The following is a 4134-nucleotide window of genomic DNA, read 5'->3' as shown; positions in this document are numbered from 1 at the left end:
CAGTTGGGCGGTGGGGTCGAGGAAGCGGGGTAGGGCTGTCAGGGTGGTCGCGTTCACGTACACCTGGTCGGTGCCGTAGGTCGCGACCTCGAACTTCCGCCGTACGCCGTCCACTTCGAGTACGACGAGACGTGCGTCGGCGTGTATGACGCGCACCCCGTCCGCCGTCAGGCCCTCTCTCGTGTGGCGGTACCGGACCTCGCACTCGGTGTCGCCCATGGCGTAGCGCTTCACCTGTGGCTGGGAGGGGACGTTGCGCCAGCCGCCGCCTCCGAAGCGGGAGCGGCCGTGGGTGTCGGCCAGGGCTGCGGCGAGGGGGGCGTGCGGGTCGGGGGTGGCCTCCGTGAGGTCCGGGAGGTGGCGGTCGTAGAAGCCCGTGTCCATGTGGGCCGTCGTGAACTCCTTGTGGCGCAGGGAGTTGACGAGGAGGGCGCGGTTCGTGAGCGGGCCGTGGATCGTTGCCCGTTCGAGGGTTCCGGCGAGTTTGCGGAGGGCCTCCGCGCGGGTGGGGGCGTGGGCTACGACCTTGGCGAGCATCGGGTCGTAGTGGATGCCGATGTTGTCGCCGTCGGTGTAGCCGGTGTCGAGGCGGACGCCGGTCGGGACGGCCAGGTGGTGCAGGGTGCCGGTTTGGGGGGCCCAGTCGTGGGACGGGTCTTCGGCGTAGAGGCGGGCCTCTATGGCGTGGCCTTGCGGGTGCGGGGGTTCGTTTTCCAGGGGCTCGCCCTCCGCGATGCGCAGTTGCAGGGCCACCAGGTCGATGCCGAACACGGCTTCCGTGACGGGGTGTTCGACTTGGAGGCGGGTGTTCATCTCCAGGAAGTGGGCCTTGTTGGCCGAGGAGACCAGGAACTCGACGGTTCCGGCGCCCTCGTAGGCGACCGCGCGGGCGGCGCGTACCGCCAACTCGCTCAGTTCCTGCGCCAGTTGATCCGACAGGCCCGGTGCCGGGGACTCCTCGATCACCTTCTGGTGGCGGCGTTGGAGGGAGCAGTCGCGGGTGCCGAGGGACCAGACCGTGCCGTGGGTGTCGGCGAGGATCTGTACCTCGACGTGTCGGCCGCCTTCTACGTAGGGCTCGACGAAGACCTCGCCGTCGCCGAAGGCGCTGGTCGCCTCGGCGCGGGCGGCCGTCAACTCGGCGTCCAGATCGGCGAGTTGTCGTACGACCCGCATGCCGCGTCCGCCACCGCCCGCCGCGGCCTTCACCAGGACCGGGAGGTCGTTCTCGGTGACGTGCTCCAGGGGGGTGATGCCCATCAGTTGCTTGGCGCGGGTCTTGGAGGCCATGGCCTCGATCGCCTCGGGCGGGGGGCCGATCCAGAGCAGGCCGGCGGCCTGGACGGCGCGGGCGAAGTCGGCGTTCTCGGAGAGGAAGCCGTAGCCGGGGTGGACGGCGTCCGCGCCCGCCGCGACGGCCGCCTTCACGATCATCTCCCCACGCAGGTACGTCTCCGTGGGCGTCGAGCCGGGCAGCCGTACCGTCGCGTCGGCCACGCGTGCGTGGAGCGCGTGCTCGTCGGCGTCCGAGTGCACGGCGACTGTCCGGATGCCCAGCTCACGGCAGGTGCGGAAGATCCGGCAGGCGATCTCACCCCGGTTGGCGACCAGTACTGTCGAAATCACGTGGCCTCTCACATCTGTCATGGCCGTCACATCCGGAAGACGCCGAAGCCACCGCGCGCGCCCTCGTAGGGCGCGGTGTGGATGGCGGACAGGCACAGGCCGAGGACGGTGCGGGTGTCGCGCGGGTCGATGACACCGTCGTCGTACAGCCGCCCCGACAGGAACATCGGCAGGGACTCGGACTCGATCTGCTGCTCCACCATGGCGCGCAGCGCCGCGTCCGCGTCCTCGTCGTAGGGCTGCCCCTTCGCTACGGCCGACTGGCGCGCGACGATCGAGAGCACGCCGGCGAGCTGTTGGGGGCCCATGACGGCGGACTTGGCGCTGGGCCAGGCGAAGAGGAACCGGGGGTCGTAGGCGCGGCCGCACATGCCGTAGTGGCCGGCGCCGTACGAGGCGCCCATGAGGACGGACAGATGCGGTACGCGGCTGTTGCTGACGGCGTTGATCATCATCGCGCCGTGCTTGATGATGCCGCCCTGTTCGTACTCCTTGCCGACCATGTAGCCGGTGGTGTTGTGCAGGAAGAGCAGCGGGATGTCGCGCTGGTTGGCCAACTGGATGAACTGGGCGGCCTTTTGGGACTCCTGGCTGAAGAGGACCCCTTGGGCGTTCGCCAGGATGCCGACCGGATAGCCGTGCAGGGTGGCCCAGCCTGTCACCAGGCTCGTGCCGTAGAGGGGCTTGAACTCGTCGAAGTCGGAGGCGTCGACGAGCCGGGCGACGACCTCGCGCGGGTCGAAGGGGGTCTTGAGGTCCCCCGGGACGATGCCGAGGAGTTCGTCCTCGTCGTACTTGGGAGGTGCCGCCGGGGCCGGATCGCCGTACGCCTTGCGGTGGTTGAGGCGGGCGACGACGCGGCGTGCCTGCCGCAGGGCGTCCTGCTCGTCGACGGCGAAGTGGTCGGCGAGGCCCGAGACGCGCGCGTGCATCTCGGCGCCGCCGAGCGACTCGTCGTCGCTCTCCTCGCCGGTGGCCATCTTCACCAGCGGCGGCCCGCCGAGGAACACCTTCGCGCGCTCCTTGACCATGATCACGTGGTCGGACATGCCGGGGATGTACGCGCCGCCCGCGGTCGAGTTGCCGAAGACGACGGCGATCGTCGGGATGCCGGCGGCCGAAAGCCTGGTCAGATCACGGAAGATGGCGCCGCCGGGGATGAAGATCTCCTTCTGGGAGGGGAGATCGGCGCCTCCTGACTCGACGAGGCTGATGCAGGGGAGGCGGTTGGCGAGGGCGATGTCGTTGGCGCGCAGGGCCTTCTTCAGCGACCAGGGATTACTGGCTCCGCCGCGCACGGTCGGGTCGTTGGCGGTGATCAGGCACTCCACGCCTTCCACCACCCCGATGCCGGTGACGAGTGAGGCGCCGACCGCGTAGTCGCTGCCCCAGGCGGCGAGCGGGGACAGTTCGAGGAAGGGCGTGTCCGGGTCGAGGAGCAGTTCGATGCGCTCGCGGGCGAGCAACTTGCCGCGTTTGCGGTGCCGTTCGACGTACTTCGGCCCGCCACCCGCGAGAGCCTTCGCGTGCTCGGCGTCGAGTTCGCCGAGTTTGGCGAGCATGGCCTCGCGGTTGGCCGTGTAGTCGGGACCGATGGTGTCCAGGGCGGTCGGGAGGACGGTCACAGGAGGACCTCCGGTATGTCCAGACAACGGGAACGCAGCCATTCGCCCAGGGCCTTGGCCTGCGGATCGAAGCGATGCTGGGCGGCGACGCCCTCGCCGAGAATCCCCTCGACGACGAAGTTGAGGGCGCGCAGGTTGGGCAGGACGTGCCGTGTGACACCCAACTCGGCGGTCTCCGGCAGGAGTTGCCTGAACTGCTCGACGGTCAGCGCATGGGCGAGCCAGCGCCACGCCTCATCCGTACGCGCCCACACCCCCACGTTGGCGTTCCCTCCCTTGTCACCGCTACGGGCCCCGGCGACCAGACCAAGGGGCGCCCGCGTCGTGGGCCCGTCCCCCAGAGGCTCGGGGAGGGCCAGCTGCGGAAGGTCTTCCAGTACGCGGGTGTGGTGGGCCGGGGCCACAGCAACCCGGCGCCCGTCGTGGAGGACGGCCACATGGTCGACGGCCCCATGGGGGACATACACATCATCGAAGACGCCATAGGGCGCTCCCTTTCCAGGTGGGGTCAGCACATGGAAGCCGGGGTAACTGGCCAGTGCGAGCTCGACGGCGGCGGCGCTCAACGCCCGCCCGACGACCTCCTGATCGGGATCCCGCACGACGAGCCGCAGCAGTGCGCTGGCGGTCTCCTCGGTGGAGGCGTCCGCACGGTCGGTACGGGCGAGATCCCAACGGAGTTCACCGGGCCGGGACTTGGCGTTCCCCTCGCCGAACGCGGCCTCCATCTGCTCCCGGACGAGAGTGGCCTTGCGCTCGATGTCGAGCCCGGTGAGCACGAAGGTGACCTCGTTGCGGAAGCCGCCGAGCCGATTGAGCCCGACCTTGAGAGTCGGCGGCGGAGCTTCCCCCCGCACGCCCTCGATCCGCACCCGATCACCCC

The 4134-nt window shown here is 69.9% G+C and carries 3 protein-coding genes; all 3 read right to left on the bottom strand.

Features of this window, described 5'->3' with window-relative positions:
* Positions 1–1626: acetyl-CoA carboxylase biotin carboxylase subunit (locus AC31A1_RS47880; protein WP_489659344.1), on the bottom strand; the 1626-nt coding region annotated here is incomplete at its 3' end.
* A gap of 26 nt (positions 1627–1652) precedes the next feature.
* Positions 1653–3251 (bottom strand): acyl-CoA carboxylase subunit beta, encoded by a 1599-nt coding sequence (locus tag AC31A1_RS47875; RefSeq protein WP_489659343.1) that lies wholly within the window; start codon positions 3249–3251, stop codon positions 1653–1655.
* A partial coding sequence (locus tag AC31A1_RS47870; protein ID WP_489659342.1) for an acyclic terpene utilization AtuA family protein occupies positions 3248–4134 on the bottom strand: 887 nt, incomplete at its 5' end. The genes AC31A1_RS47875 and AC31A1_RS47870, both read right to left, overlap by 4 nt.

Source organism: Streptomyces sp. P5F9, from assembly GCF_057961495.1.
This window is presented reverse-complemented; position numbering and strand designations above follow the sequence as displayed.